This window comes from Nocardiopsis sp. Huas11, from assembly GCF_003634495.1.
GTDB lineage: Bacteria > Actinomycetota > Actinomycetes > Streptosporangiales > Streptosporangiaceae > Nocardiopsis.
Map to the genome: position 1 here is coordinate 343,478 of NZ_RBKY01000001.1, position 26,752 is coordinate 370,229.

Consider the following 26,752-nt stretch of genomic DNA (forward strand, 5'->3'; position numbering starts at 1 on the left):
CGAACGCCACACCCCGCCCCGCCCCGCGCGCCGACCGACGCGGCGGCATGCCCCCGTGGCTGCCCCGCGCCATGATGCTGGCCATGTGGATCGTCACGGCGTTCGGCGTCGTGCTGTGGCTGTTCCTCCAGTTGCAGGGCCTCATCGTGCTGCTGCTGATCTCCCTGTTCCTGGCGCTGGCCCTGGAGCCGGCGGTGAACTGGCTGCACCGGCACCGCTGGCCGCGCGGGCCCGCCACGGGCGCGGTCATGCTGCTGGTCCTGGTGCTGACGGGGGCCTTCCTCAGCCTGCTCGGGTCCATGCTGATCGGGCAGGTGCTGGCCTTCGCCGCCGAGGTGCCCTCGATGCTCCGCGCGGGGCTGGCCTGGTTCAACACCGCGTTCAACACCGACTACTCCCCCACCAACCTCATCGACCAGGTCTCCAGCGCCAGCGGCGTGGTCGAGCAGTACGCGTCCAGCATCGCCAACAACGTCCTGGGGGCGGGGACGACCGTCCTGGCGCTGCTCTTCAACGGGCTGACGATCGCGCTGTTCACCTTCTACCTGTGCGCCGACGGTCCGCGCTTTCGCCGGGTGATCTGCTCGGTCCTGCCGCCCCGGACGCAGCGCGAGGTGCTGCGGGCCTGGGAGATCGCGATCGACAAGACCGGCGGCTACCTCTACTCGCGCGCACTGCTGGCCCTGGTCTGCGCGGTCGCGCACTGGGTGCTCCTGGTCGCGCTGGACATCCCGTACGCGGTCGCCCTCGCGCTGTGGGTGGGCGTGCTGTCCCAGTTCATCCCCACCGCCGGCACCTACATCGGCGGCGCGGTCCCCGTGCTCGTGGCGCTGTTGCAGGGCCCCTGGGCCGCGGTGTGGGTGCTGGTGTTCGTCATCGTCTACCAGCAGTTCGAGAACTACCTGCTCCAGCCCCGCATCACCGCCAGGACCCTGGACATGCACCCGGCGGTGGCGTTCGGCTCGGTCCTGGCGGGTGTGGCGATCCTCGGCGCTCCGGGCGCGCTGCTCGCGCTGCCGATGGGCGCGAGCCTGCAGGCCTTCCTCGGGACCTACATCCGCCGCTACGAGGTCGCCGAGCACCCCCTCCTGAGCGCCGCCGTCGCCGGGACCGGGGCCGCCCCCTCCGACGACGACCCGGACCCGGACCCGGACCCGGGCGGCGGTACCCGGGCGGACGCCGCACCGACCGGCGACGACGGGACCGCCGGACAACCTTCCGAACCCTCCTGAGGGACGGCCCCGGGTCAGCCCTTGTGGGACCCGGGGCCGGCGGCTTCGTCGGCCTTCGGGTGGTGCAGGTCGAAGGCCGGGCGCTCCCCGCGGATGGGGGGCAGTGACGTGAAGTTGTGCCGGGGCGGGGGGCACGAGGTCGCCCATTCCAGGGAGCCGCCGTAGCCCCAGGGGTCGTCGGTCTCCACCCGCGGCGCGTAGCGCGCGGTGCGCCAGACGTTGTAGAGGAAGAGCAGGGTCGAGGCGCCCAGCACGAACGAACCGACGCTGGACAGCTGGTGCATCCACGTGAACCCGTCGGTGGCCAGGTAGTCGGCGTAGCGGCGGGGCATGCCCTGCACGCCCAGGTAGTGCTGGATGCCGAAGGTGGCGTGGAAGCTGAGGAACAGGGTGGCGAAGTGCCACTTGCCGAGGGTCTCGTCGAGCATCCTGCCGGTGAACTTGGGCCACCAGAAGTAGAAGCCCGCGAACATCGCGAACACCACGGTGCCGAACAGCACGTAGTGGAAGTGGCCGACCACGAAGTAGGTGTCGGTGACGTGGAAGTCGAGCGGCGGCGAGGCCAGGATGACGCCCGTGAGTCCGCCGAAGAGGAACGTGGCGAGGAAGCCCACCGCGAACAGCATCGGTGTGGGGAAGGTGAGCTGCCCGCGCCACATCGTCCCGATCCAGTTGAAGAACTTGATCCCGGTGGGCACCGCGATCAGGAACGACAGGAACGAGAAGAAGGGCAGCAGTACGGCTCCGGTGGCGAACATGTGGTGCGCCCACACCGTCATGGACAGGCCGGTGATCGCGATCGTCGCCGCGACCATCCCCTTGTAGCCGAACAGCGGCTTGCGCGAGAACACTGGGATGACCTCGGTGATGATGCCGAAGAACGGCAGGGCCACGATGTAGACCTCGGGGTGGCCGAAGAACCAGAAGAGGTGCTGCCACAGGATCGCACCGCCGTGCTCGGAGTCGAACACGTGCGTGCCCAGCATCCGGTCGGCGCCCAGGGCGGCCAGCGCCCCGGTGAGCACGGGGAACGCGATGAGGACCATCAGCGCGGTGAACAGGACGTTCCACGTGAAGATCGGCATCCGGAACATGGTCATCCCGGGCGCGCGCATGCCGATGATCGTGGTGATGAAGTTGACCGAGGCGAGAATCGTCCCCAGGCCCGACACCAGCAGGCCCATGACCCACAGGTCGCCGCCCAGGCCGGGTGAGCGCACGGCGTCCGACAGCGGGGTGTAGGCGAACCAGCCGAAGCTCGCCGCGCCGTTCTGGGTCAGGAAGCCGCCCATGACGATGAGCCCGCCGAAGAGGAACAGCCAGTACCCGATCATGTTCAGCCGGGGGAAGGCCACGTCCGCGGCGCCGATCTGCAGCGGCACGATGACGTTGCCGAAGCCGACGAACAATGGGGTCGCGAAGAGCAGCATCATCACCGTGCCGTGCATGGTGAACAGCTGGTTGTAGGCCTCGTTCGTCATCAGCTGCATCCCGGGCCACAGGAGTTCGGCCCGGAAGAGCATGGCCATGATCCCGCCGGCGAGGAAGAAGCCGAAGGACGTGATGATGTAGAGGTAGCCGACGATCTTGTGGTCGGTGGCCGAGAGCCAGCCGATCGCGACATGACCCGTCCGGACGATCCGAGCGCGATTCCGTGCGGCGTCGGGGGCGGTTTCGGGGGCGGCCTCGGGGCTTCGTGCCATCGGGTCTCCAGGCATAGCGGTGGCCCTGAACTCCGGGAACGCGTGCGACGGTACCCCAGCGGACGGCGGGAGAACACGACGTCGGCCGCGTTTCGCCGTATCGGCCGCCCGACGACCGCGCGCCCGACCCGTGGCAGGGTGGCGAGGGGACCCGAAGAGGCGGAGGACGGACGATGGCGACGGGGAGACGGCCCGGGCGGCCGCGGGGGCGGCGGCACGAGGAGATCCTGGACACGGCTCTGGAGGTCTTCGCCGAGGGCGGCTTCCACGGCACGAGCCTGGCCGTGGTCGCCGACCGGTGCGGCCTGAGCCAGCAGGGGCTGCTGCACTACTTCCCGACCAAGCAGGCTCTGCTGCTGGCGGTCCTCGCCCGGCGCGACGAGCTCGACGCGGCCCGCTTCACCGGGGACGGGCGGCGGGAGGCGGTCCTGTCCGGGGCCGCCGCCCTGGCCGAGCACAACCAGGGCGTGCCGGGCCTCGTCAAGGCCTACGCGGTGCTCGCCGCGGAGAGCACCACCGAGGGCCATCCCGCCGCCGAGCACTTCCGGCGGCGGTTCGCGCGGGTGCGGTCCGGGTTGGCGGCCGACCTGACCGCGGAGTACGGCCCGACGCTGCCCTCGGGGGTGCGCTCCGAGGACGCCGCGGCGCTGCTGGCCGCGGTCATGGACGGACTGCAGCTGCAGTGGCTGCACGCACCCGCCGAGATCGACATGCCCGCCCTGGTCAGCGCGTTCGCCCGGGTGCTCGCGGCACCGGAGGCGCCGCCCGCGCCGGACCGGTGACCGTCAGAGAGCGGCGGTGACGGTCAGACCGCGGCCCAGCCGTTGTCGACCGGCAGCACGACGCCGTTGATGTTGCTCGCGGCGTCCGAGGCCAGGAAGACGATCGCGGCGGCCAGTTCGTCGGCCTGGGCGACGCGGCCGACGTTGCCCATGTACTGGCCGAGCACGGCGGGTCCTCCCCCGGGCGCGGGGTCGACGGTGATCCCGGTGGCGGTGCCGCCGGGCGCGACCGAGTTCACCCGGATCCCCTTGTCCCGGTACATGATCGCCGTGGACTTCACGAGCCCGGCCACACCGTGCTTGGCGGCGGTGTAGGCCGCGCCCGCCGCGCTGCCCCGGAGCGAGGCCTCCGAGGCGGTGAAGACGATCGATCCGGCCCCGCGCTCGACCATGTGCGGCAGGACGGCGCGCGTGAGCAGGAAGGGCGCGGTCAGGTTCACGCGGATGAGCCGCTCCCACACCGCGTCGGTGACGTCGGCGGTGGCGGACATGTCGTCCATGATCCCGGCGTTGTTGACGAGGATGTCGATGCCGCCGAGCCGGTCGAGGGCGGTGGCGACGACCTCGTCCACGACCTCCTGGCTGCTCAGGTCGCCCACGACGGCCACGGCCGTGCCCCCGGTGCCGTTGATCTCCCCGGCCACGGCCGCGGCACTCTCGGCGTTCAGGTCGGCGACGAGCACGGCCGCCCCGTCGGCGGCCAGGCGCAGCGCGGTCGCCCGTCCGATGCCGGAGCCGCCGCCGGTGACGACGGCGCTCTTGCCGTTCAGGCCCGGAAGGTTCATGGGGTTCTCCTGGTCGTGCTGGGGAGCCCGCCCCGACGGCGGGCTCGCGGCGGACCGAACGGGCCACCTCTGTCAGCCTACGACATTTTGTCGCTGAGCGACATTTATTGTTTCCAGTGCTCGCGGGATCGCTAGAGTGGGCGCCGACACCGGACACGAGGAGGCACGGCGGTGGCGAGGAGCTCCACGGGCGGCCCCACCGGCAAGGCCCCGGGCCGGGGCCGTCCCCCGATGACCGAGCGACGCAAGGAGGTCGTCCGCACGGAGATCGCCCGCACGGCCGTGCGCCTGTTCACCGAACGCGGGGTGTCCGGCACCACCGGCGACGACATCGCGCGGGAACTGGGGATCTCCACCCGGACCCTGTGGCGCTACTTCCCCACCAAGGAGAGCTGTGTCCGGCCGCTGCTGACCACCGGCCTGGAGTTCATGGCCGCGCGGCTGCGCGCCTGCCCGCCGGACACACCGCTGCTGGAGTACCTCGAACGCGAACAGGCCTTCGAGGAGGGGGCCCCGGACCTGGGCGAGCCCGTCGCCGACCTGATCCGGATGACCCACACCGAGCCGGCCCTCATGGCGGTCTGGCTGGAGGTCCACCACGCCGCGGAGTCGGTGTTCGCCGAGATCATCGCCGCGCGCACCGGGCAGGGCACCGACGACCTCTCCGTGCGCGTCCAGGCGGCGATCCTCAACACCGCGCTACGCCTGGCCTCGGAGGAACTGGCGCACGCCACCGCCGATGGGCGGGAGGCCGTGCCCGCGGGCGTGGGCCCCTTCGTGCGCACCGTCCTGGCCACGGCCGCGCAGGGCCTGCCCGCCTTCACCACCGCGCCGCCCCGCCGCCGCGACTAGCGGCCCAAGGCCGCCGGCCGCCGGTCGCCGATCGGCGGCCGGCGGCAACGGGCCCGGACACACCGCACCGCCGGGAGCCCTCTGGTCCCCGGCGGTGCTCGGCGGCCTCAGGAGGCCGCCAGGGCGGGGCGTACGCCCAGGCTCGCCCACAGCGCGTCGGCCATAGCCTGGTCCACCACCCGGACGGGGGTCGCGGCGGACAGGCCCCCCAACGTGGCGGCGTCGTCGCCGATCAACCCCTCGGCGGCGGTCCGCACGTCGGCGAGGCGGTCACCGACGGCGGCCGGGTCCGCGACCGGCGCCTCCTCATAGGCGCGCAGCGCCTGGAAGAAGCCGACCCACCGCAAGTGCGTGTACTCGTCCGGGGAGCGGCGTAGCCCGTGTTCGGCCGCCGCCCGGGTCCTGCGCATCGTGTCCACCTGTGCCACCTCTCCGTCGTTGGATTCATCGCGGGTCCGGCGGCACGGCGGCGCCGCGGCCGACGCGTGGCGGAGGGCCGGGTCGCCCCGGCCCTCGTGCGTACGTCGGCGCGAGGCCCCGTCCGCCGATCGTGCGCGCTCAGGCGTTGATCTCCCGTGCCTGGCCGTCGCCCTCGCTGACGCTGATCTTGCGCGGCTTGGCCTGCTCGGCCACCGGCACGCGCAGGGTGAGGACGCCGTCCGCGTAGTCCGCGGTGATGTTGTCCCCGTCAAGGGACTCACCGAGGAAGAGCTGACGGGAGAACGTCCCGGAGGGCCGTTCGGCGACGACCATCTCGCGCCCGTCCGTCACGGTCTCGGCGCGCTCGGCGCGCACGGTCAGGACGTTGCGCTCGATCTCCAGGTCGATGGAGTCGGCCTGGACACCGGGAAGGTCGAAGTGGACGACGAAGGTGTCCTTCTCGCGGTAGGCGTCCATCGGCATGGTGGCCGGACGGACGGCGTCACCGAGAAGGCGCTGAGTGATCCGGTCGAAGTCCCGGAAGGGGTCCGTACGCATCAGCATCATCGCTACCTCCTTGCTGGATCACAAAACCTGATGCGACCTCGCGCAGGTTTTCTACCACACTCGTCAGAGAATAAACATGGTGAGTGACAAGGATCATCCATGTTCGAGAAGGGAGGAAAGATGAAGGACCAGGACGACCCCCACGCCGTCCTCGGACTGTCGCCGGACGCGACGCGCCAGGAGGTGGACCGGGCCTTCCGGGCACTGGCGCGGCGCCACCACCCCGACGCCCCCGGCGGGGACCGGGCCTCCTACGCGCGCGTGCGCCACGCCTACGAGACCCTGGCCGCGTCCCGTGCGCGGTCGGCCCCCACCGGGTCCGACGCCCCGCCGCCACGGCAGGGGGTGCGCATCCCCGTGCGGGTCCGCCGGGCGCGCCCGCGCCGCGGCGCCGACCGCACGGCCGTGCTGCGGGTGGGGCTGCCCGTGGCGGTGTACGGCGGAACCGCCGACCTGGACTCCGGCGACGGCGGCACGGTGACCGTGGCCGTGCCGCCCGGGACCGGGCACCGCACCCGGCTGCGCCTGCCCGGGCGCGGTGGCGCCGGGACGCACGGGGGCGCGCCCGGCGACCTGCTGGTGACGGTGCTGGTGGAGGACCATCCCGTCTACCGCAGAACCGGCGACGACCTGCGCGCCACGCTCCCGCTCGGCTACGCCGAGGCCGTGCTGGGCACGGAGGCCGTGATCACGACGCTGGACGGCCGGGAACTCCGTGTGCCCGTTCCACCCGGCACGGCGCAGGGCGCTACCATCACCCTTCCGGGCCAGGGCGTCCCCGGCCGCGGCGACGCCGGGGCACTGGTCCTCGACGTCGCGATCGACGTCCCCGCCGGCCCCCTCTCGGCCGCCCAACGCGCGGCACTGGAGCACCTCGGCGCCGCACTGCCCGCACCCCGGAAGGAACCACGCCGATGACCGACGCCCGCCCCCGACCGGACCAGGGCCTCTACACCATCTCCGTGGCCGCCGGACTCGCCGGCGTCTCCGTGCAGTCCCTGCGCCTGTACGAGCAGCGCGGCCTGCTCGCCCCCGCGCGCACCAAGGGCGGGACCCGGCTGTACAGCGACAACGACATCGCGCGGCTGCGGCGGATCAGCGACCTCATCGGCCAGGGCGTCAACCTCACCGGCATCGAGCAGATCCTCGACCTGCAGGACGAGAACAGCCGGCTGCGCCGCACGGACGCCGCCGGAGACTGACGCGCCGCCGCTCCCCCGGGAGAGACCGGTCACCGGCCGGTCCCCCCGGCGGGACGCGCCCCCGAGCGCGTGGGGGCGACAGGCCCGCCCCCGCCGGGCCTGTCGTCCCCGTGCGCGCCGACCCCAGACAACCCATAGAAGTTCCTATGCCGGATCGTGGCACGCCTATTGGTCATGCGATGCCATGGGCCCTACCTTCGAGAACGTCGACGACCTGACGGAGCGTACAGAGAACGTCAGGACGTGTGAACCATCCGGCCGCGAGGCCGACCATGACACCAGAAGGACGCACCATGGCCAAGATCCTGTTCGTCATGACCGCCGCCGACCACTGGACGCTGGCCGACGGCACCCAGCACCCGACCGGCTTCTGGGCCGAGGAGGCCGTCGCCCCCTACCGCAAGCTCACCGCCGCCGGACACCAGATCACCGTGGCCACCCCTGGCGGGGTGGTACCGCCCGTGGACCAGGGCAGCCTCTCCCCCGACGCCAACGGCGGGGAGGAGGGCGCCAAGGAGGTCGCCGCCGCGCTGGAGTCGATGGACGAGCTCCGCAGCCCCATCCGCCTGGAGGACGTCGACCTGGCCGACTACGCGGCCGTCTTCTACCCCGGCGGCCACGGCCCGATGGAGGACCTCGCCGTCAGCGCCGAGTCCGGCGCCCTGCTCACCGCCGCCCTGGCCTCCGGCAAGCCGCTGGGCGTGGTCTGCCACGCACCGGCCGCCCTGCTGGCCGCCGACGACGGGGACGGCGCGTCACCGTTCGCGGGCTACCGGGTGACGGGCTTCACCAACGCCGAGGAGACCCAGGCGGGGCTGGCCGACGGAGCGAAGTGGCTGCTCCAGGACCGCCTCGTCGGCATCGGCACCGACTTCGTCGAGGGCGAGCCCTGGGCGCCCCACGTCGTCGTCGACCGCAACCTCGTCACCGGCCAGAACCCGGCCTCGTCCGCCCCGCTGGCCGACGAGCTCCTGCGGCTGCTGGGCTGACCATGGCCTCCGACCGGCTCACCGACGTGCTGGACGCCGCCTACGAGTGCCTGGCGCGGTACGGAACACGCCGCACGACCATGGACGACATCGCCTCGTCCATGGGGGTGTCCCGGTCGGCGGTCTACCAGTACGTCCGCAACAAGGACGAGGCCTTCCGGCTCCTGGCCGAGCGCCTGCACGCGCGGGCGCTCGACCGGGCCGGCCGCGCGGCCGCCGCCGACCTGCCGCCCGCGCGCCGGATCGAGGGGATCGCCGCCGCCAAGTTCGCCCTGGAGCGGCCCCTGTCCGAGCACTCTCCGCACACCGCGGAGCTCGTCGACGAGCGCGCCCGGCTGTTCGGCGGCATCTGCCAGGCGTTCACGGCCGACCTGCGCGCCCTGTTCAGCGGCGTGTTCGCCGAGGCCGGGACCAGGTCGGGCCTGGGCCCCGGCGAGGCCGCCGAGATCTGCCTCGCCCTGGTCAAGGGCCTGGAGTCGGCCCCCGGAGGCGAGGACCTGCTGCGCCCGGCCGTCCGGGTGCTCGCCGAGGGCCTGCTCGCACCGGCCGGAGCCCGCACCTGATCCGACTCCGGCACGGCCCATCGACCGCGCCGTTCCCGCAACACCCACCACACGGAGGTCCACCATGCCCGTCACCAGCCGCGAATGGCAGCTGGCCGCCCGCCCCGTCGGCGAGCCCCGCGACAGCGACGTCGCGTTCACCGAGTCCACGGTGCCCGACCCCGGTCCGGGGCAGGTCCTGGTCCGCAACGACTGGCTGTCGGTCGACCCGTACATGCGCGGGCGGATGAACGAGGGGGAGTCCTACATCCCGCCGTTCGAGCTCGGCGAGCCGATGACCGGCAGCGCGGTGGGCACCGTCGTCGCCTCCGAGTCCGACGCCGTGCCCGTCGGCACGACCGTCAGCCACTTCCGGGGCTGGCGCGAGTACGCCCTGCTCGACGCCGAGGGCCTCCAGGTCGTGGACACGGACCTGGCCCCGGCCCAGGCCTACCTGGGCGTCCTGGGCACCACGGGCCTGACCGCCTACGCCACGCTGGTGGAGGTCTCCCCCGTCCGGGAGGGCGACGTCGTGTTCGTGTCCGGGGCGGCCGGCGCGGTGGGCTCGGTGGCGGGGCAGATCGCCCGCCACCTCGGCGCGGCCAAGGTCATCGGCTCGGCCGGCGGCCCGGAGAAGGCGCGTCGGCTCGTCGACGACTTCGGGTTCGACGCCGCGATCGACTACCGCGAGGGCGACCTGCCCGGGCAGCTCGCCAAGGCCGCGCCCGAGGGCATCGACGTCTATCTCGACAACGTCGGCGGCGACCACCTGGAGGCGGTGCTGGGCGTGATGAACCTGCGCGGCCGCGTGGGCATGGTCGGGGCGATCTCGGCCTACAACGCCACCGAGCCGCCGCCCGGGCCGCGCACGCTGCCGCTGGCCATCGGCAAGCGCATCACCCTGCGCGGCATGAACGTGGGCGACCACTACCACCTGGTGCCCGAGTACGTCGGGCGGGCCGCGACCTGGCTGGCCGAGGGCTCCCTGCGCACCGAGGAGACCGTCGTCGACGGCATCGAGAACGCCTTCGAGGCCTTCACCTCGATGATGCGCGGCGCCAACACCGGCAAGATGCTGGTCCGCCTCACGTGAGTGCGGGGCCTCCTCCGGCGGCGCCCCGGCGCAGACCGCGCTCCAGCGCGTCGGTGACGGCGTGCGCCGCCGGCGAGGTCCACCGCGCGCGGTGGCGCGCGACCAGCACCGCGACGTCGGGCGCCCCGGGCCCGTCGAGGACGGTCAGGCGGCCGGCGGCCAGGGCCCGGTCGACGCCGACCCACGGCAGCAGGGCGAGTCCGAGCCCGGCCGCCACGCACGTGCGGGCCGCCTCGGCGCTGCCGAACCGGGTGGTGCGGGGCCGCGGACCCGGTACCGCGGACAGCTCGCGCGCGAGGGCGTCGCTGTAGGAGCAGCCCTCCTCCAGCAGGAAGACGTCGGTCGCGGCGAGCTCGGCCGGCGTCACCGGCCGGTCGAGAACGGCCAGCGGGTGTCCGGGAGCGGCCACCAGGACCAGGCGCAGCCGGGCCACGGCCTGGGCGGCCACGTCGGTCGCGTCCACCTCCTCCTCCAGGAGCAGTGCCACGTCCACGCGCCCGGCGCGCAGCCCCTCCACGGCCTCGGCCGTGCCCGCCGCGTGGATCTGGACGTCGATGCCCGGTTCGTCGGCCCGCAGCTCGGCGACCACCCGGGGCAGGAGCGAGGAGCACAGGGTCTCCCCCGCGGCGATGACGACCCGTCCGCTGGGCGGCGACCCGTCGCCGACGACCGCGCGCAGCCGGGCCTCCGCGTCCAGCACGTCTTGGGCGCGGGCCAGGAGCCGCTGCCCGTGCGAGGTCAGGCGGGCGCCGCGCGGCAATCGGTCGAAGAGCCGGGTGCCCAGCTCCTTCTCCAGGTCGCGGATGTGGACGGTGACCGTGGACTGGGCCAGGTGCAGCTCCTCGGCCGCGGTGGTGAAGTTCGCGGTGCGGGCCAGTGTGGCGAAGGTGCGCAGCAACCGGGTGTCCATGCCGCCACCCTAGTGTTCTGAGTCGTTAATTCGATGAATAATTGGTTACGATGGTCTCATGGCGCAACGCGGCAGGAAGAAAAGGCTCCTGGTAGTCAGGGACGAGGACCGGCGCACGCTGGAACAGATCGCACGGCGGCCCACGTCAGCGCAGGTCATGGCGCAGCGCGCACGGATCATCCTGCGCTGCGCCGAGGGCGGCACCGATGCCGAGGTCGCCCGGGTGCTGGGGGTCTGGCCGCAGACGGTGGGCAAGTGGCGCAACCGCTATATCGACGGCGGGCTGGAGGCGCTCTCCGACAAGGACCGCCCCGGCCAGCCCCGCAAGATCACCGACGCCCACGTCGAGGAGGTCATCCGCCAGACCCTGGAACAGCCCTCGCCCGACGGCGGTACACACTGGTCGACCCGGTCGATGGCCGAGCGGACCGGGCTGAACCAGACCGCCGTCTCGCGGATCTGGCGAGCGTTCGGGCTCAAACCCCACCTGGTCGACGAGTGGAAGCTGTCCAACGACCCGTTCTTCATCGAGAAGGTCCGCGACGTCACCGGCCTCTACCTCAACCCGCCGGACGCGGCACTGGTGCTGTGCGTGGACGAGAAGTCCCAGATCCAAGCGCTCAACCGGTCGGCCCCGGTGCTGCCGATGATGCCCGCCGTGCCCGAGCGCCAGACCCACGACTACATCCGGCACGGTACGACCACCCTGTTCGCGGCCCTGGACGCGGCCTCGGGCAAGCTGATCTCGGCTCACCACCGCAGGCACCGCTCCGTCGAGTTCCGCAAGTTCCTCAACCAGATCGACCGCGAAACGCCCCCTGGGCTGGATGTCCACCTCATCGTGGACAACTACGGCACGCACAAGGCGCCGATCGTCAAGGACTGGCTGCTGGCCCATCCCCGCTTCCACCTGCACTTCATCCCGACCTACTCCAGTTGGCTGAACCTGGTGGAGCGGTTCTTCGCCGAGATCACCCGCAGGATGATCCGGCGGGGGTCCTACACCTCGGTCAGCGATCTGGAGCACGCACTCCAGGGGTGGATCGATACCTGGAACGAGAACCCCCGGCCGTTCGTGTGGACCAAGACGGCCGAGGAGATCTTCGAAACCATCGCCGCGTATCTTCATCGAATTAACGACTCAGAACACTAGGGCTAGGCCTTGGCCCTGGGCCGGGTCAACCGGTCCAGGGCGAGGGCGACCAGTCCGCTCAGCGCGCCGACGACCGTCCCGGTGACCAGGCTGCTGACGACCGCGAACCCCCGGATGACGACGGCCTCGGCCAGGGGCGGCAGGTCCGCCAGGTTGCCGCCCAGCGAGGGCGCGTCCTCGCCCCAGGAGAGGTTCCACAGGAGCTGGTGGCCCAGTGCCAGGAAGACCCCGTAGACGATGCCCACCACCAGCAGGGTGAGGAAGGCGTTGGGCACCCGGCGCAGGACCGCGACGGCCACCCACACCAGGGGCGGCACGAACACGAACAGCATGTTGACCAGGGTGCCCTCCTGGATCACGTCCAGGTCGTGCAGGATCACCCTCGGGACCGCGAGCAGGGCGAGCCCCACGATGACGGGCAGGGACAGGCCGAGCGCGCGTGGGTTCTTGTCGTTCATGGTTCCACGGTAGGAAGGGGCGCCCCGGTCGCGCGTCGGCCCGCGCGCTCCCCCGACTACGTCCGTGGTCGCATCCGGTGACGCCGCGGGGCGTAGGGGCACCGACTCAGTGACCGAGCGCCAGGCGCACGCCCAGGCTCAACATGACGGCGGCGATGAACGCGTCCAGGATCCGCCAGGCGCGGGGACGGGCGAACAGGGGGCGCAGCAGCCGCGCGCCGAAGCCCAGGGCGAAGAACCACAGGAAGCTCGCCGTGACGGCGCCGCGCACCCACCACCACCGCGCGTCGCCGTCCTGCTGGTTGGCCACGGAGCCGAGGAAGACCACCGTGTCCAGGTACACGTGGGGGTTGAGCCAGGTCAGGGCGACCGCGGTGACGACGGCCGCCCGGGTGCCGATCCCCTGGGCGCCGCCGTCGACGGTCATGCTCCCCGGCCGCAGCGCGCGCCGCGCGGCGAACAGGCCGTAGACGATGAGGAAACCGGCGCCCAGGAAGCGGACCACGGTCACGGCGGCCGGCGCGGCCTCGATCACCGCCCCCACGCCCAGCACGCCGGCCCCGATCAGCACCGCGTCGGACAGGGCGCAGATCAGCACCACCGCCAGGACGGTGCGCGGGCGGCCGTCGATGCCGAGGCGGAGCAGGAAGGCGTTCTGGGAGCCGATGGCCACGATGAGGGCCAGGCCCGTACCGAGGCCGAGCAGGGCGGGCACAAGGGTGTCGTTCACGACCAGAACACTAGGAGCGGCGGCGTATACAGTAAAGCTAAAGTTTCTTAGATCTATGAAGAAGAGCTTAAGATGGCCTTCCAGTTCGACCACCTGCGCACGCTGACCACCCTCGTGGACGAGGGGACCTTCGACGCCGCCGCGCGGCGCCTGCACGTGACCGCCTCCGCGGTCTCCCAGCGGATCCGCACGATGGAGCAGTCCGCCGGCAAGGTGCTGGTCCAGCGCACCAACCCCGTCGTGCCCACCGCGGCCGGGGACGTGGTCCTCAGGCTGGCGCGCCAGGTCCTGCTGCTCGACGAGGATGCCGCCGCCGAGCTGCGGCGCGGGGACGGCGACGGCGACGGCGACGGCGACCGGATCGCCGTCCCGCTCGCGGTCAACGCCGACAGCCTCTCGACCTGGTTCCTGGAAGCGCTGGCCGCACTGCCCGACGACCTCGGCGCGGTCTATGAGATCCACCGGGAGGACGAGGAGCACACCACGTCCCTGCTGCGCTCGGGCACGGTGATGGCGGCGGTCACCTCCACGCCGGACGCCGTGCAGGGATGCGTGGTGGAGGGCCTGGGCACGATGCGCTACCTCGCGGTGTGCAGTCCCCGCTTCGCCGAAACGCACCTGGGGGGACGGGCCGACCTGGAGCGCCTGGACCGGGTCCCCGTGGTCAACTTCGACCGCAAGGACGACCTGCAGAACGCCTTCGTGCGCTCGGTCACCGGCAGGGAGCCGCGGGCGCCCCGGCACTACATCCCGGCCTCGTCGGACTTCGCCAAGACCATTCTGCTGGGGTTCGGGTGGGGCATGGTCCCCGAGGAGCAGTGCCTGGCCGAGATCGAGCGGGGCGAGCTGGTCAGCCTGGCCCCGGAGCGCCCGGTCGACGTCCGGCTGTACTGGCAGCGCTGGAACCTGCGCTCGCCGCTGCTGGACGGCCTCACCGCGGGGCTGCGCGCGGCGGCGGCCACGCGCCTGCACCCGCTCGGCTGACCGCGTGGCGGGCCGCAAGCCCTGCCCCACGGGGGTTGTGGAACTCCGTCCCCTATCCTGGTGCCCCTCCACCCTCAGAGAGGCGAGCATGCCGACGACTCCCCACGACCCCTCCGCGGCCGACCGCCTTCTTGACACGGGCGAGCCCCACTCCGCGCGCGTGTACGACTACTGGCTGGGCGGCAAGGACCACTACCCCGCCGACCGCGCCATGGGCGACCAGATCCTGTCCGTCCTGCCGATGATCGGCGAGATGGCCGTGCAGAACCGCGCGTTCCTGCGGCGCACGATCCGCTACCTGGCCTCGGAGTGCGGTATCCGCCAGTTCCTGGACGTGGGAACCGGACTGCCGACCGCGAACAACACCCACGAGGTGGCCCAGACGGCGGCACCGGACGCCCGGATCGTCTACGTCGACAACGACCCGCTGGTGCTCACCCACGCGCGGGCGCTGCTGACCAGCACGCCCGAGGGCCGCACCGACTACGTCGACGCCGACCTGCGCGACCCCGACACCATCCTGCGCGAGGCCGGCCGGACCCTGGACTTCGACCAGCCGGTCGCGCTGTCCCTCCTGGGCGTGCTGTTCCACATCCCGGACGACTCCGCCTACGAGATCGTCGCCCGGCTCATGGACGCGCTGCCCTCGGGCAGCCACCTGGTCGTCACGCACGCCACCAACGCGGTGACGGGCGAGGCCATGGAGGAGGCGGTCCGCCAGTGGAACGCGGCCTCCTCCACGCCCATCTCGCTGCGCACGCCCGAGCAGTTCGCGCGGTTCCTGGACGGCCTCGAACCCGTGGACCCCGGCGTGGTCTCCATCCCCCTGTGGCGGCCCGACGAGGGCGAGGTCGGCCTGCCCCGGGAGATGGACGAGTACGGCGCCGTGGCCCGCAAGCCCTGACGTCCGCTACGCCGGCGGCGGGACCGCACCCCGTCGTGGGGCGGGGCCGCCGCCGGCCGGTGTCACATACCGGACGGTCGGGATGTCAGGTGCGCACGAAACCGTCCGCGACCGGGTCGGATCAGCCCTTCGGCGCCAGCGCGCGCACGACGGCGGCCGGGTCCTGGCCGGGACGCGGCAGCGGGGCCAGCACGGGGGTGGTGACGCCCGCCTCCGCGTAGGCGCTGATCCGCTCGCGGCAGTACTCGGCGGGGCCGTGGATGATCAGGTCGTCCACCACCGAGTCCGGGATCGCCGCGACCGCGCCCTTGCGGTCGCCCTCGTCCCAGGCCTTCCACATCGGGGTGAGCTCCTCACGGCCCAGCCACTCGTGGAAGGCGCGGTAGACCGGCACGTTCAGGTAGGCCGAGATCGCCCACCGGCCGATCCCCCGGGCCGTCTCCGCGTCGGTGTCGGGCAGTGCGAAGATCCGGGCGACGATCTCCTTGTCCTCGCCGAACTCCCGGACGATGGGAGCGACCGTGCGCACGTCCTCGGAGGAGAGCCAGTTGATGATCGCCCCGTCCCCCTCGCGCCCGGCCAGGCGCAGCATCCCCGGGCGCAGAGCCGCCACGAACAGCGGCGGGGCCTGCTCGGGCACCGCGCCCAGGGTGAAGCCCTGCACGGAGAAGGTGTCGTAGTCGGCCTTGACCTTGGCGCCGGTCAGCGCGGCGCGCAGGAAGCGCACCGTGTCACGCGTGCGCTTGAAGGGCTCCTCGAAGGGGATGGAGTTCCAGCGCTCGACGATGACGTTGGAGGAGGTGCCCACACCCAGGCTGAAGCGGCCAGGCGCGGCCGCGGCCAGGGTGGCCGCGCACATCGCCAGGGTCGCCGGGCCCCGGGTGTAGACCGGGACGATCGCGGTGCCCAGGCGCAGGCTCGGCGCCCACACACTGGCCAGTGCGAGCGGGGTGAAGGCGTCGGTGCCGTTGGCCTCGGCCGACCACGCGTCCGTGTAGCCGAGGTCGGGCAGGCTCTCGATGAGCGTCCTCTGCTCGGAGAGCGAAACGCCGTCCAGCGGAATGGTGATGCCCCAGCGCGTGGTCATGTGGACTCCTGTCGGTGGCCCGGATACCGAATCCGGTTCTTGTTCGCCGTCGGCACGACCGTACCGTCCCCGCCCCTCCGTGCCCACGGGTGCGTCCCGTTCCGGGCCGTGCCTGCGAGACACACGGGGCCGCAGCGGCATATGTTCGTAGGGAAGTGCACACCCGACACACGAAGGAGGGCCCTTCCGTGGCCACGCCACCCTCCCCCTACGACTTCCTGCCCAAGGTCGCCTCGTTCACCGTGACCAGCGCCGACCTGACCGACGGCCAGGCCCTGCCCACGCCGCAGGTCAGCGGGATCATGGGCGCCGGCGGCCAGGACGTCTCCCCGCAGTTGTCCTGGAGCGGTTTCCCCGAGGGGACGCGGAGCTTCGCGGTCACCTGCTTCGACCCGGACGCCCCGACCGCCAGCGGGTTCTGGCACTGGGCGGTGGCCGACATCCCGGCGGACGTCACGTCGCTGGAGTCGGGTGCCGGGGACGGTTCCGGCCTGCCGGAGTCCGCCGTCACCCTGCGCAACGACGCCGGGGGCCACCGCTACGTCGGTGCCGCCCCGCCCCCCGGGCACGGCCCGCACCGGTACATGTTCGTCGTCCACGCCGTCGACGTGCCCAGCCTGGGCATCGACGCCTCGGCGAGCCCGGCCTTCCTGGGCTTCAACCTGTTCCAGCACACCCTGGGCCGCGCGATCATCACCGGCCTGCACGAGCAGAAGTAGCGGCCCCGGCCCCTGGGGCGCCCGCCCCGGGGGCCGCGCCCCGACCCGCCCCAGTGGGACGACCCTCCAGCCCGCCCGGAACCCGGCGTGCGGCGTGCAGCGTGCAGCGTGCAGCGTGCAGCGTGCAGCGTGCAGCGCCCCGAGCACGCGCGGCACCGCCTTCCGGTTCACCGGACAGCCGGAATCGGCCAAGACCGACCGCGGCGACCCGCCTGCGTCTAGGCTCGGCTGATACGACCGACCCGGCCCGCTCCCACGTCTGGAAGGGTTCACTGGTGTCCCATCAGTCCGCGAGACCGACCGTAGTGGTGACGACGGCGGGTTCGGCTCCCACCCCCGGCACCATCCTCCACCTGCGCGACCAGGGCTTCCGCGTCATCGCCACGGACATCGACCCCACCGCGCCCGGACTGTACCTCGCCGACCGCGGGTACCTCGTGCCCGCCGGTGACAGCGAGGCCTTCCTGCCCCGTATGCGCGCGCTGTGCGCGAGCGAGGGGGCCGTCGCGATCGTGCCGCTGGTGGACGAGGAACTGCTGCCGGTGGGCGAGCTGGCCCAGGACGGTCTGAGCGTCATGCTCCCCCGCCCGGCCTTCGTCGCCTCCTGCCTCGACAAGTACGTCCTCATGCGCGAACTGGACGCGGCCGGGATCGGCGTCCCCCGCACCTGGGCGGCCTCGGAGCCCCCGCCCGCGGGCATCGCGGCCGCGGAGCCCGGCGGGTTCGTCGTCAAGCCGCGCAGCGGGCGCGGCAGCCGCGGCGTCCAGCTCGTCGGCGCCCTGGCGGACGTGCCGGCGGCGGTGGCGGCGAGCGGCTACCGCCCCGAGGAGCTGATCGTCCAGGAACGGGTCACCGGACCGGAGTTCACCGTCTCGGTGGTCGTGTGGCGGGACGGCCGGGTCCAGGCCGTGGTCCCCAAGGAGGTCGTCCTCAAGCGGGGCGTCACCAAGTACGCCGTGACCCGGCACCAGGCGCAGGTCGAGCGCACCTGCCGCGCGGTGCAGTCGGCGCTGCGAGCCGACGGTCCGTTCAACGTGCAGCTGTGCCTGGACGCCGAGGGCCGGCCGCGTGTGTTCGAGATCAATCCGCGCTTCTCCTCCACCGCGGCCCTGACCGCGGCCGCAGGGGTCGACGAGGTGGCCGGGCTGCTCCGGCAGGCGGTGGCCGGCGGCCCCCGCCTGACCGACACCTGGCGCGAGGGCGTGACGATGGTGCGGCGGTGGACCGACGAGTTCATCGGCGAGGAGGAGTTCACCTCCCACGGGCTCACCCCCGACCCCGCGGTACCCCGGCTCGCCCGGGCGAACGAGCCGGTCCCACCGGGGCGCTCCACGGACCCGGTGCCCGACGTCGCGGCGCGTGCCCGATGAGCCGCGCGCACCCGCTGCGCGACGCCGCGGCCGAGGCGGTGATCGAGGTCGGCGCCCTGCTGCGCGAGTGGCGGCCCAGCGCCGAGGCCCGCGGCGGGACCTGGGAGGGCAGCCAGTTCAAGGCGCGGGCGGACGCGATGGCCCACCGGGCGCTGTCGGAGCGGCTGACCGCGATCGACGGCCACATCCCCGTGGTCAGCGAGGAGGACACCGCGTCGTTGACGCGGGACCGGCCCACGCGCTACTGGCTGATCGACCCCATCGACGGCACCGCCAGCTACGTGCACGGCTTCTCCGGCTACGTCACCCAGGCCGCCCTGGTCATCGGCGGGCGGCCGGAGGTGTCGGCGGTCTTCGCCCCGGAGAGCGGCACCCTGTACACCGCGGTGCGCGGGCAGGGCGCGCGCCGGAACGGGATGGCGCTACCCGCCTGCGAGGCGGCGCCACCCGGACGGGGCGTGCTGACCGACAACACGCCCGCGCCGGACGGCATCGCCCGGCGCGTGTACGAGCACTTCGGCTACGGCGAGTACCTGGAGAGCGGGAGCATCTCGCTCAAGCTGTGCCTGATCGCCGAGGGCTCCGCGCACCTGTTCGTCAAGGACGTGCCCGTGCGCGACTGGGACGTGGCCGCTCCCGGCCTGGTCCTGGAGGAGGTGGGCGGCCGGATCACCCGGTTGGACGGCACGGGCTTCGGGTACCGGGACGGATACGAGCACACGGGACTGGTGGGCGCGGCCGACCCGGCGACCGGTCGAGCGGTGGCCCGCTGGCTGACGGTCTGAACCGGCGCGCGACGGGCTTCGCGTTCCTCTTCCGTGCGCGTGGCGTGAGGCGTACCGTGTGGTCACCAACGCCGCTATGGGGGTGGAGACGTGAGCGACGGACGTCTGCCGCTGCACCGCGTACGTGCCTCGGACGCCGAACGTGAGGCGACCTTGGAGCACCTGGCCACGGCCTTCGTGGAGGGCCGCCTGCGCCAGGACGAGTACGAGCTGCGCGTCGGTCTGGCCCTGCGCTCGGTCTTCATCGGGGACCTGGAGGACCTGACCGGCGACCTGCCCGCACGGCCCCACGCGCCCGCACAGGCCCCCGCGTCCGGCCCTCCCGCCGAGGCGGACGATCCCGGGACGCGGTGGCAGGCGCCCGCGCTCACCGTGTCCTGGAGCGAGTGGACCGACGAGTGGCGCTGGTGGCTCGGGATCGCGGTGGTCCTGACCACCGTGTGGGCCGTGGTCAGCGCGATGAGCGGGGAGCTGGTGCCGTACTGGCCGCTGGTGCCCCTGGGCATCTGGGCGGCGGTCCTGCTGGCCTCGGCCATCTGGCCGAGCGAGGGCGAGCCCCCGCCCGGGTGAACGCCGGGATCAGCCCACCGCGTGCAGCCAGCGGACGGGAGCGCCGTCGCCGGCGTAGCGGAAGGGTTCGAGCTCCTCGTCCCAGTGGCGTCCGGTGAGGCGGTCGATCTCCTCGGCCAGGTCGACACCGCCCACGGCGGCCTCCTCCATCGCGCGGCGCAGCCGCGCCTCGGGGACCAGGACCTCGCCCGCCGCACTGGTGACCGCGGTGAACATGCCCAGGGCCGGCGTGTAGCTGTAGCGCACGCCGTCGAATCCGGGCGACCCCTCCTCGGTCACCTCGAAGCGCAGGCGCTGCCACGAGTTCAGCGCCGAGGCCATCTCTCCGGACGTGCCGGGCCTGCCCTGCCAGTTCAGCTCGGCACGGTGATGGCCCGGTGCCGCCGGCTGTGCGACCCAGTCGAGTTTCACGGGTACTCCAACGACGCCCGCGACCGCCCACTCGATATGTGGGCACAGCGCCGCGGGCGCGGAGTGGACGTACAAGACGCCACGTGCGGACACCGAACCTCCTGATACGAACGAGTGCGCTTCCCCGACGCCCTCGTATCACGAGAAGGTTGCATACCCGCCTGGATACCTTTTGCCCCATTGTGCCCCAAGGGCACCCTGGAAATCATCGTTCCCGCTGGTATTTTCCAGCGTTCCCCCCGTAACCGGAACCCCCAGAGACTAGCGTGAGCCCCAGAACGGACAGGGAGTCCGATCATAGTGGGGGCGGGATTGCCAGACCAGTCACATGAGACCATCCACACGGTCATTCCTCCCTCCGAAATCGTACTTCCGCCCCAGAACGGGCATCAATCGCCCCATCTCTTGCCGATTTCGGCCACAACCGGCCCGCGATCCGAGGACCCGGACGACGCCGAACTCGTCCGGCGCGCGTGCGCCGGCGACCCCCGTGCCTGGGAACTCATCGTCGACCGCCACCTGGCGCTCGTGAACGCCGTCGCGCGTTCCTACCGCCTCTCCGTCCCGGACCGGGAGGACGCGGTGCAGACCGTCTGGCTCACCCTGAACCAGCACCTGCCGCGGCTGCGCGCCCCGGACCGGCTCCGCGCCTGGCTGCGCCGGGTCACCAGCGACGTCTGCGCCCGCCAGCGCCGCCGAGCCCTGCGCCAGCGCCCCGTCGACCCGCACCTGCTGGCCGACCTGGCCCCGGCGGACGGCCCCGACCCCGAGTCCGCGTACCTGGAAAGGGAAAGGCACGACGAACTCCACCGCGCGATCCGCCGGCTCACCGACGCTCGGGACCGGATCGCCGTCCTGCACTACCTGGACGAGACGCCCGCACCGGAGTGGGTCCACGGCGCCGCGGGACCGCGGGCCGCCGCCAACCACCGGCGCCGGATCGTTCGCAGCCTCCGCCGCCTCATGAAGGGCCCCGAGTGAAGGAACGCACCGACCCCCCACGCGACAGGGACACCGACGGCAGAGCGGCCGCTCTGGCGGCCTTCGACCGCGGCGACGACGGCGCCGACCTGGCCGGACTCACCGAGCAGTCCCCGCCCCGGCGCACCGCCGCGCGCGCGGACCACGACCCGGTCACGGCGTCGCTGCGCTTCGACCACGACGACCTCGCGCTCTCCGTACGGGTCCACGCGCCCGCCCGCGGGCCACAGGCGGCGGACCGCTCCGTGCACGGCCAGATCACCGGCCACGTGGACGAGGCCGACCTGCGGGCGCGACGGCCCGGGCGCTCGTTCGGCGTGCGCGTGGGGGCCGACGGACGCTTCACCCTCACCGGCCTCGACCGGGGACCGCTCAGCCTGGAGGTACGCCGGCCGGGCCGCGCCCCGGTGATCACGGCGTGGTTCACGGTCTGATCCCCCCCTTCACAGATGTGGCTGTGCCCGTCGCGCGTTCGGGTCCTCCCCGAACCCGGTCGCACCCGTCCGGTTCTGCTGGTGTTCGCCCCGCTTCGCACCCACGGATCGGGGCCGAATCCGCGTCCGACGCTGCCGCCGCACCCGGTCACTGCTGTTCACTGGGACCTGGCCGGTGGGAGCCCCCTCCACGAGCGGTACCGCGGAGGCGAGTGCGCGCCGGAGCCGTTGAGGACCGACCCACCCGCGAAAGGCGGCCGGACGTGCCACCCATCCCCCGACCCGGCCCACCGGCGTCCCGCTCCCGTGGGCGCCTCGTCCACCGCTCCGCGGGGCCGTCCCCCGACCCGGGCTCGGGCCACGCCCTGATGCGCCGGGTCGTCCGCGGAGTGCGCCTCGCCCAGTACGGCCGGTTCGAGGAGACGGTCTCGCTGCTCACCGAGGCGCGCGTTCGGCTCCGCGGCCACCCCGTCGCAGCCTCGGCCCCGGTGGTGCCCGGTGTCCTGGCCAACCTCGGCCTGGCCCAGACCCTGTGCGGTCGCTACGGGCCGGCCGACGACCACCTGCGCGAGGCACGCGCCCTGGCCCAGGAACGGCGCCTGCCGCTCATGGACCTCGTCGTACGACAGAACCAGGGCTGCCTCGCGCTCCACCGAGGTGACGCGGTCGCGGCGATCGGGACCTTCCTCGACCTGCGCGACCGCCTGCCCGGCGACCGCCGCGACGCCCTGCGCGTCGACCTGGCCGAGGCGCTGCTGGCCGAGGGCCTGGTGGAGGAGGCCGCGACGGTCCTGCACGAGGGATCGTGGAGCGGTGACGGCGAGGCGGCGCCCGCCACGCTCCTGGTCGAGGCGAAACTGCGCCTGCTCGACGGCTCGCCGACCCGAGCGGTCGAGCTCATCCGGCGCGTTCGGCGGTCGAACGGCGCGGGCTCGCTCTGGCACCGCCTCGCCGTGCGCCTGGAGACCATGGCCCACCGCGTCGCCCGGACCGCGCGACCGACCGGGCCCGCCGACGCGCTCGGCGCCCACGCGACCCTCGGAACCCCTGCGACCCTCGACGACGCACTGCGCACCCCTGCGACCCTCGGCCCGGCGGAGCCGTTGGGGCGGGCCGGGGAGGCCCTGGCGCTGCGCGCGCCACTGGCCGCACCCGAGGCCCCGGTGCCCGACCGGACCGCCCACCGCGCCCTGCGAGCCCTGGCCCGCAGCACCGCCGCCGCGCCCGGGGCCTGGGCCGGCCCCGCCGTCGCCGACCCCCACGTCGTCCGGGCCGGGCTGGAGCGCGCGCTGCTGGAGGGCGACGCGGCCACCGCCCTCGAATGGGCGGACCTGGGCCGGACCTGGGCGGCGCCCCTGGTCCCGGGCCCGCACGCGCCCCGGTCGAGGGCCCTGACCACGCTGACCGAACACTACCGCGCCGCGCTGGCACGGGGTGGCGATCCGCGCTCGGGCGCGCGCCGATGGGAGTCCGAGCGCTGGCGGGCCCTGTACACCTCCACGCCGGCCGCGCGTGCGCACGGCCCCGCGGGGCCCGTGGTCCCGGCGATGGTCGAGCGCCTGGCGGACCGGGCGTTCGTCCACCTGGTGCGGGCTCTGGACGACCTCGTCGCGATCGTCGCCACGTCCGAGGGGGTACGGGCGCGACCCCTGGGGCCGTTCCGCCGGGCCGCGCGGACCCTGGCCGACTTCACGCACGAGGCGCCCCGCTCACAGGGCGCGCCCACCCCCGACGGCGACGCCGTCCACGCGCTCGTGGCGCCGGTCCTGCCGCTGGTGGGCGACCGCGGGCTCGTCGTGGCCGCCGACCCTGCGCTGGGCGACCCGCCCTGGGGCATGCTGCCCGCGCTGTGCGGACGCACGCTGTCGCTGGTCCCCACCGCCCGCTTCTGGACCGAGCGGACCACTCCCCCGCCAGCGCCCCGCCGGGTGCTGCTCGTGGCCGGCACCGAGCCGGACGGAGCCCGGGCCGAGGTCGCCGCGCTCGCCGACCTGCACCCCGCGGCACGGGTCCTCACCGGCGCGCGGACCCGGCCCGAGGACGTGCTGGCGGAGTTCGGCCGCGCCGACCTCGTGCACCTGGCCGCGCACGGCCGCGTCCCCGACGACGCTCCGCTGCTGGCGTCCGTGGAACTGCCGCGGGGTCCGCTGCTCGCCTGCGACCTGCGGGACGTCACCGCGGCGCCCGCGGTGGTCACCCTGTCGACATGCTGGACCGGGCGCGGTTTCGCCACCGCGCCCGGCCTGCCGTCGGGGTTCGTGGGAGCGCTGCTGGCCCGCGGTACGCGCACCGTGGTGGCCAGTCCCGTCCCGGTCGAGGACGCCTCGACCGGCAGGGCCATGCGCGCCTTCCACCGCGCGCTGGTGGCGGGGACACCGGTGCCCGAGGCGGTGGCCCTCCACCTCGGGCGGTCCGGATTCTGCTGCTACGGCGCCTGAGCGCCGACCACGGGTGGCGCCGGGGTCACCAGCCCCGCTCGCGCCATTCGGCCAGGTGGGGACGCTCGGCGCCGAGCGTGGTGTCCCTGCCGTGGCCGGGGTAGATCCAGGTGTCGTCGGGCAACGGGCCGAACACGCGCTCCTCCACGTCCGCGAGCAGCGAACGGAAGTCGGGGTCCGACCCGGTGCGGCCGACCCCGCCCGGGAAGAGGCTGTCGCCGGTGAACAGGTGGGTGCGTCCCTCGGGATCGTCGTAGCGCAGCGCGATCGACCCGGGAGTGTGCCCCCGAAGGTGGATGACGGTGAGGGTGCAGTCCCCGACCGGAACGGTGTCGCCGTGGACGACGGGCTCGTCCACGGAGACCGGGAGCTCGTCACCGTCGTCGGGGTGGGCGACGGTGCGGGCGCCGGTCTGGCCGACGACTTCGGCGAGGGCCTGCCAGTGGTCCTGGTGGCGGTGGGTGGTGACCACTCTGGCCAGGCCGCCCTCCCCGATCAGCTCCAGGACGCGGTCGGCCTCGGCCGCCGCGTCGATGAGCACGGCTTCGCCCGTCGCTCTGCAGGTGAGGAGGTAGGCGTTGTTGTCCATCGGCCCGACGGCCAGCTTGGCGATCGTCAGTTGCGGTAGTTGTCGCAGGTCGGCAGGGCCGCCGACCCTCGTATCTCCGGAGTAGCTCACCAGACCATTGTGGCCCGACATGGGGAGCGTACGCACCCGGGCCGCACACGTCGGGTGCCCGGGTCACCGGGCGTCCGACGACCGCCCGTTCCGCGGCAGGGCGCGATGCGGCACGGACGGTACGGACGGTACGGCGCGGGGCCGGCTACCGCGCCCAGCGCGGGGGGCGCTTCTCGAAGAAGGACGCCCGCCCCTCGGCCGCGTCCTCGCTGCCGAAGAACTCGGCCGACAGCTCGCCCATCCGGGCGAACGCCTCCTTGCGCCGGTCCGGCGCGGCCAGCGCGCCGGCGCCGAGTTCGCCCAGCAGCTCCTTGGTCCGCGAGAGCGCGCGCGGAGCCGCTCCCCGCAGTCCCTCCAGCACGGCGTCGACGGCGTGCTCCATCTCCCGGTCCGCGACGGCCTGGGTGATGAGGCCGGCCTTGGCGGCGGCCGAGGCGTCGAAGAGCTCACCGGTGAGGAAGTACCGGCTGAGTTGGCGCGAGTGCATACGGGCGGACACCGGCACGGAGATGATCGCCGGAACGACCCCGATGCGCACCTCGGTGAAGGCGAACGTGGCGCTCTTGGGCGCCAGCGCGATGTCGGCGGACGCCACCAGCCCGATGCCGCCGGCCCGCGCCGCGCCGTTGAGCACGGCGATCACGGGTTTGGGCGCGTCCATGATCTGCTCGAAGATCTCGGGCAGCTCGGGCGCCGGCTCGACGGCCCGTCCCTCCAGGGCGGCGCCGACCTCCTTCAGATCCGCTCCCGCGCAGAACACCGGGCCGTTGCCGGTGAGGACCACGCCTCGCACCTCTTCGTCGGCCATGGCCTCGGTCAGGGCGGCGGACAGCTCCGAGCGCAGCCGGGCCGAGAGCGCGTTGCGGTTGCGCGGGGAGTCGAGCGTGACCGTGGCGATGGCCCGGTCGACGTCGAGGCGGACCACTGTCCGGTCTCCGGAGGAGGTCGGGGACGGGTACTGCGTCATCGCGGACTGCCTTTCGTCGTACGCGCTCGCGCTCCCGCCCGTCGCCTACCGCCACCTCAACGGACGCCTGCGGCGCTGTTCCTTTCCGGCGGGGCCGCGGGCGCGGAGATCGGGGGCTTCCGCACACGCCCGTGACCCTGAGTACGACGCCCCCGGTTCGTGGCCGGGCCCGTCGTGGCGGTGTACACAACCGGTTCAACCTTAGACTGACCGATCGTTCACGCACCACGGTCGCGCGGGGCCGGTTCGTTAAGTCCGTGTGACGGGCGCGCGACCCTGTGTGACACGACCGGACACGAGCGGGTCGGGCACCCGGCCCGGGAACCGTCCGGGGCCGGGAAGGACTCCTCCCCGGCCCGGGGCGGGTTCAGCGGCGGGTGGTCGCCGTCGACAGCGAGTCGGCGAAGGTCAGCATCGCCGCCACGGCGCCGGAACCGTCGGCCGCCTCGCTCACGCGCAGGGTGAGCGGCTCGGCGGTGATGGATCCGGTGTAGCCGTGGTCGAGCTCGCAGGTCTCGTCCGCGCAGGCGGCCGGTTCGAGGTCGATGTTGGCGACGGCGCCCCAGTTGACCGACAGGTTCACGCTCAGCACCAGCTCGCTGGGCAGGCTCCCCGGTGTGTACTGGGCCGGGTTCGGCACGACCCGGGTCAGGGCCACCGACTGGATGTTGCCCAGCTGGATGCAGTCGGTGGTGGTGGAGGCGTGCGAGGTCCCGCCCGGTTCGGTGGGCGGATGCTCGTCGGTGTGGCACACCACCAGACGCGTCGCGGTCAACACCATCACCGTGATGTGCCGGCGCATCTCCATGGCCGGATCGAAGGTCGCCTCGTGGTGGACGATGAACGCCTCGGCGCTCTCGTCGCCCAGAGCCGTGGCGACGGCGTCGATCACCAGCGCGGGATAGTAGCCGCTCCGTTCGATCTCCAGCCGCCAGTCGGTGGACACGGCACGTGTTTTCCTCATACCCCTATCCTGCCTCCTTCCCGTGACACTTCGCGACCGGG

At 73.1% G+C, this 26,752-nt stretch carries 30 protein-coding genes; 18 read left to right on the top strand and 12 right to left on the bottom strand.

What is annotated here, in order from left to right:
• Positions 1-47: 47 nt before the first annotated feature.
• The gene (locus DFP74_RS01525; RefSeq protein WP_121187958.1) at positions 48-1,232 is read left to right on the top strand and encodes an AI-2E family transporter; all 1,185 of its coding nucleotides are present in this window, start codon (positions 48-50) and stop codon (positions 1,230-1,232) included.
• Between the two features lie 14 nt (positions 1,233-1,246).
• Here DFP74_RS01525 and ctaD read toward each other — a convergent pair whose 3' ends face one another.
• Positions 1,247-2,935, bottom strand: a complete 1,689-nt coding sequence (gene ctaD, locus DFP74_RS01530) for a cytochrome c oxidase subunit I (protein WP_121180055.1) — start codon at positions 2,933-2,935, stop codon at positions 1,247-1,249.
• A 173-nt stretch (positions 2,936-3,108) separates the two neighbouring features.
• Between ctaD and DFP74_RS01535 the strand changes: the two genes are divergently transcribed.
• Entirely contained in the window at positions 3,109-3,717 is a 609-nt protein-coding gene (locus DFP74_RS01535; RefSeq protein ID WP_121180056.1) for a TetR/AcrR family transcriptional regulator, read from the top strand.
• 23 nt (positions 3,718-3,740) lie between these two features.
• Here DFP74_RS01535 and DFP74_RS01540 read toward each other — a convergent pair whose 3' ends face one another.
• On the bottom strand, positions 3,741-4,502 hold the full coding sequence (locus DFP74_RS01540; RefSeq protein WP_121180057.1) for an SDR family NAD(P)-dependent oxidoreductase: 762 nt from the start codon (positions 4,500-4,502) through the stop codon (positions 3,741-3,743).
• 231 nt (positions 4,503-4,733) lie between these two features.
• On the opposite strand from DFP74_RS01540, the gene DFP74_RS01545 reads away from it, so the two are divergent.
• Complete coding sequence (locus tag DFP74_RS01545; protein WP_121187959.1) at positions 4,734-5,354, top strand: TetR/AcrR family transcriptional regulator; 621 nt, start codon at positions 4,734-4,736, stop codon at positions 5,352-5,354.
• Between the two features lie 107 nt (positions 5,355-5,461).
• On the opposite strand, the gene DFP74_RS01550 is transcribed toward DFP74_RS01545, so the two are convergent.
• Positions 5,462-5,764: a hypothetical protein gene (locus tag DFP74_RS01550; RefSeq protein WP_147453797.1), complete on the bottom strand. Its 303-nt coding sequence runs from the start codon at positions 5,762-5,764 to the stop codon at positions 5,462-5,464.
• Positions 5,765-5,912: 148 nt separating this feature from the next.
• On the bottom strand, positions 5,913-6,341 hold the full coding sequence (locus DFP74_RS01555; protein WP_121180059.1) for an Hsp20/alpha crystallin family protein: 429 nt from the start codon (positions 6,339-6,341) through the stop codon (positions 5,913-5,915).
• A gap of 99 nt (positions 6,342-6,440) precedes the next feature.
• Between DFP74_RS01555 and DFP74_RS01560 the strand changes: the two genes are divergently transcribed.
• From DFP74_RS01560 to DFP74_RS01580, 5 genes are all read left to right on the top strand, one after another.
• The gene (locus tag DFP74_RS01560; protein ID WP_121180060.1) at positions 6,441-7,259 is read left to right on the top strand and encodes a DnaJ C-terminal domain-containing protein; all 819 of its coding nucleotides are present in this window, start codon (positions 6,441-6,443) and stop codon (positions 7,257-7,259) included.
• A complete protein-coding gene (locus tag DFP74_RS01565; RefSeq protein ID WP_121180061.1) occupies positions 7,256-7,543 on the top strand; it encodes a MerR family transcriptional regulator in 288 nt (95 codons plus the stop codon). Before DFP74_RS01560 ends, DFP74_RS01565 begins: the two co-directional genes overlap by 4 nt.
• 293 nt (positions 7,544-7,836) lie before the next feature.
• Positions 7,837-8,532: a type 1 glutamine amidotransferase domain-containing protein gene (locus DFP74_RS01570; RefSeq protein WP_121180062.1), complete on the top strand. Its 696-nt coding sequence runs from the start codon at positions 7,837-7,839 to the stop codon at positions 8,530-8,532.
• 2 nt (positions 8,533-8,534) lie between these two features.
• Positions 8,535-9,095, top strand: a complete 561-nt coding sequence (locus DFP74_RS01575; protein ID WP_121180063.1) for a TetR/AcrR family transcriptional regulator — start codon at positions 8,535-8,537, stop codon at positions 9,093-9,095.
• Between the two features lie 64 nt (positions 9,096-9,159).
• A complete protein-coding gene (locus DFP74_RS01580) occupies positions 9,160-10,167 on the top strand; it encodes an NADP-dependent oxidoreductase (RefSeq protein WP_121180064.1) in 1,008 nt (335 codons plus the stop codon).
• Here DFP74_RS01580 and DFP74_RS01585 read toward each other — a convergent pair.
• Positions 10,160-11,077 carry a LysR family transcriptional regulator gene (locus DFP74_RS01585; protein WP_121180065.1) on the bottom strand — a complete coding sequence of 306 codons (918 nt, stop codon included), beginning with the start codon at positions 11,075-11,077 and terminating at the stop codon, positions 10,160-10,162. The genes DFP74_RS01580 and DFP74_RS01585 overlap by 8 nt on opposite strands.
• 58 nt (positions 11,078-11,135) lie before the next feature.
• Between DFP74_RS01585 and DFP74_RS01590 the strand changes: the two genes are divergently transcribed.
• Positions 11,136-12,230: an IS630 family transposase gene (locus tag DFP74_RS01590; RefSeq protein ID WP_121180066.1), complete on the top strand. Its 1,095-nt coding sequence runs from the start codon at positions 11,136-11,138 to the stop codon at positions 12,228-12,230.
• 2 nt (positions 12,231-12,232) lie between these two features.
• Here the strand turns inward: DFP74_RS01590 and DFP74_RS01595 are convergent, their stop codons facing one another.
• Positions 12,233-12,688: a hypothetical protein gene (locus DFP74_RS01595; protein ID WP_121180067.1), complete on the bottom strand. Its 456-nt coding sequence runs from the start codon at positions 12,686-12,688 to the stop codon at positions 12,233-12,235.
• 106 nt (positions 12,689-12,794) lie between these two features.
• On the bottom strand, positions 12,795-13,418 hold the full coding sequence (locus DFP74_RS01600; RefSeq protein ID WP_199725443.1) for a LysE/ArgO family amino acid transporter: 624 nt from the start codon (positions 13,416-13,418) through the stop codon (positions 12,795-12,797).
• 72 nt (positions 13,419-13,490) lie between these two features.
• Between DFP74_RS01600 and DFP74_RS01605 the strand changes: the two genes are divergently transcribed.
• Together DFP74_RS01605 and DFP74_RS01610 are read left to right on the top strand one after the other, a co-directional pair.
• Positions 13,491-14,402, top strand: a complete 912-nt coding sequence (locus DFP74_RS01605) for a LysR family transcriptional regulator ArgP (RefSeq protein WP_121180068.1) — start codon at positions 13,491-13,493, stop codon at positions 14,400-14,402.
• Positions 14,403-14,490: 88 nt separating this feature from the next.
• Positions 14,491-15,306 carry an SAM-dependent methyltransferase gene (locus tag DFP74_RS01610; RefSeq protein WP_121180069.1) on the top strand — a complete coding sequence of 272 codons (816 nt, stop codon included), beginning with the start codon at positions 14,491-14,493 and terminating at the stop codon, positions 15,304-15,306.
• A gap of 121 nt (positions 15,307-15,427) precedes the next feature.
• Here DFP74_RS01610 and DFP74_RS01615 read toward each other — a convergent pair whose 3' ends face one another.
• Positions 15,428-16,393: an LLM class F420-dependent oxidoreductase gene (locus tag DFP74_RS01615; protein ID WP_121180070.1), complete on the bottom strand. Its 966-nt coding sequence runs from the start codon at positions 16,391-16,393 to the stop codon at positions 15,428-15,430.
• A gap of 188 nt (positions 16,394-16,581) precedes the next feature.
• Between DFP74_RS01615 and DFP74_RS01620 the strand changes: the two genes are divergently transcribed.
• From DFP74_RS01620 to DFP74_RS01635, 4 genes are all read left to right on the top strand, one after another.
• Positions 16,582-17,112: a YbhB/YbcL family Raf kinase inhibitor-like protein gene (locus tag DFP74_RS01620; RefSeq protein WP_121180071.1), complete on the top strand. Its 531-nt coding sequence runs from the start codon at positions 16,582-16,584 to the stop codon at positions 17,110-17,112.
• A 305-nt stretch (positions 17,113-17,417) separates the two neighbouring features.
• A complete protein-coding gene (locus tag DFP74_RS01625) occupies positions 17,418-18,482 on the top strand; it encodes an ATP-grasp domain-containing protein (RefSeq protein WP_121180072.1) in 1,065 nt (354 codons plus the stop codon).
• Complete coding sequence (locus DFP74_RS01630; protein ID WP_121180073.1) at positions 18,479-19,267, top strand: 3'(2'),5'-bisphosphate nucleotidase CysQ; 789 nt, start codon at positions 18,479-18,481, stop codon at positions 19,265-19,267. The genes DFP74_RS01625 and DFP74_RS01630 overlap by 4 nt, the downstream gene beginning before the upstream one ends.
• Positions 19,268-19,357: 90 nt before the next feature.
• Positions 19,358-19,837: a DUF1707 domain-containing protein gene (locus tag DFP74_RS01635; protein ID WP_121180074.1), complete on the top strand. Its 480-nt coding sequence runs from the start codon at positions 19,358-19,360 to the stop codon at positions 19,835-19,837.
• Positions 19,838-19,846: 9 nt separating this feature from the next.
• Here DFP74_RS01635 and DFP74_RS01640 read toward each other — a convergent pair whose 3' ends face one another.
• Entirely contained in the window at positions 19,847-20,341 is a 495-nt protein-coding gene (locus tag DFP74_RS01640; protein WP_121180075.1) for a DUF3145 domain-containing protein, read from the bottom strand.
• A gap of 312 nt (positions 20,342-20,653) precedes the next feature.
• Between DFP74_RS01640 and DFP74_RS01645 the strand changes: the two genes are divergently transcribed.
• From DFP74_RS01645 to DFP74_RS01655, 3 genes are all read left to right on the top strand, one after another.
• Positions 20,654-21,229, top strand: a complete 576-nt coding sequence (locus DFP74_RS01645; RefSeq protein WP_233570758.1) for an RNA polymerase sigma factor — start codon at positions 20,654-20,656, stop codon at positions 21,227-21,229.
• Positions 21,226-21,663 (top strand): carboxypeptidase-like regulatory domain-containing protein, encoded by a 438-nt coding sequence (locus DFP74_RS01650; protein WP_121180077.1) that lies wholly within the window; start codon positions 21,226-21,228, stop codon positions 21,661-21,663. Before DFP74_RS01645 ends, DFP74_RS01650 begins: the two co-directional genes overlap by 4 nt.
• Before the next feature lie 263 nt (positions 21,664-21,926).
• The gene (locus DFP74_RS01655) at positions 21,927-24,101 is read left to right on the top strand and encodes a CHAT domain-containing protein (RefSeq protein ID WP_233570759.1); all 2,175 of its coding nucleotides are present in this window, start codon (positions 21,927-21,929) and stop codon (positions 24,099-24,101) included.
• Positions 24,102-24,126: 25 nt separating this feature from the next.
• On the opposite strand, the gene DFP74_RS01660 is transcribed toward DFP74_RS01655, so the two are convergent.
• The 3 genes from DFP74_RS01660 to DFP74_RS01670 all read right to left on the bottom strand — a co-directional run bounded on the left by DFP74_RS01660 (position 24,127) and on the right by DFP74_RS01670 (position 26,693).
• Positions 24,127-24,780 carry an MBL fold metallo-hydrolase gene (locus tag DFP74_RS01660; protein WP_121187961.1) on the bottom strand — a complete coding sequence of 218 codons (654 nt, stop codon included), beginning with the start codon at positions 24,778-24,780 and terminating at the stop codon, positions 24,127-24,129.
• A 145-nt stretch (positions 24,781-24,925) separates the two neighbouring features.
• Entirely contained in the window at positions 24,926-25,747 is an 822-nt protein-coding gene (locus DFP74_RS01665; protein ID WP_121180079.1) for an enoyl-CoA hydratase-related protein, read from the bottom strand.
• Between the two features lie 367 nt (positions 25,748-26,114).
• Positions 26,115-26,693: a DUF5998 family protein gene (locus tag DFP74_RS01670; RefSeq protein ID WP_121180080.1), complete on the bottom strand. Its 579-nt coding sequence runs from the start codon at positions 26,691-26,693 to the stop codon at positions 26,115-26,117.
• Between the last annotated feature and the right edge of the window lie 59 nt (positions 26,694-26,752).